This is a genomic window from Paraburkholderia sp. EG304 (assembly GCF_046543485.1).
In the GTDB taxonomy this organism is placed as follows: domain Bacteria; phylum Pseudomonadota; class Gammaproteobacteria; order Burkholderiales; family Burkholderiaceae; genus Paraburkholderia; species Paraburkholderia youngii.
On record NZ_JBKGUA010000460.1, the window covers coordinates 1 to 255 of the forward strand.

Here is a 255-nt window from a genome sequence, read left to right on the forward strand (position 1 = left end):
GTTCCTGCACACCCACTTGCCACGGATATGCCGCTCTACCGTGAACACACCCGGCGTGTAATCCAGTTTCTCGCTGATGTCCTCGCCGATGCGCACACGCTCGCAGCCGCACTGGCATACGGTGCCGTCAGGCTCGTGATGTATTTCTGTACGCGGCAACTGTGCAGGCAGCGATGCGCGTTTGGACTGTTGACGTGGCTCGTCGACTGGCGTTGCCGGCTGAAGCTGCTCGAGTTCCAGTTCGATAGCGGCGAG

1 protein-coding gene is annotated in these 255 nt (G+C 60.8%); it reads right to left on the bottom strand.

Annotated elements, in window-relative coordinates; all coding sequences use genetic code 11:
- Nucleotides 1-255: IS66 family transposase zinc-finger binding domain-containing protein (locus ACLFKU_RS44745; RefSeq protein WP_410853520.1), on the bottom strand; the 255-nt coding region annotated here is incomplete at both ends.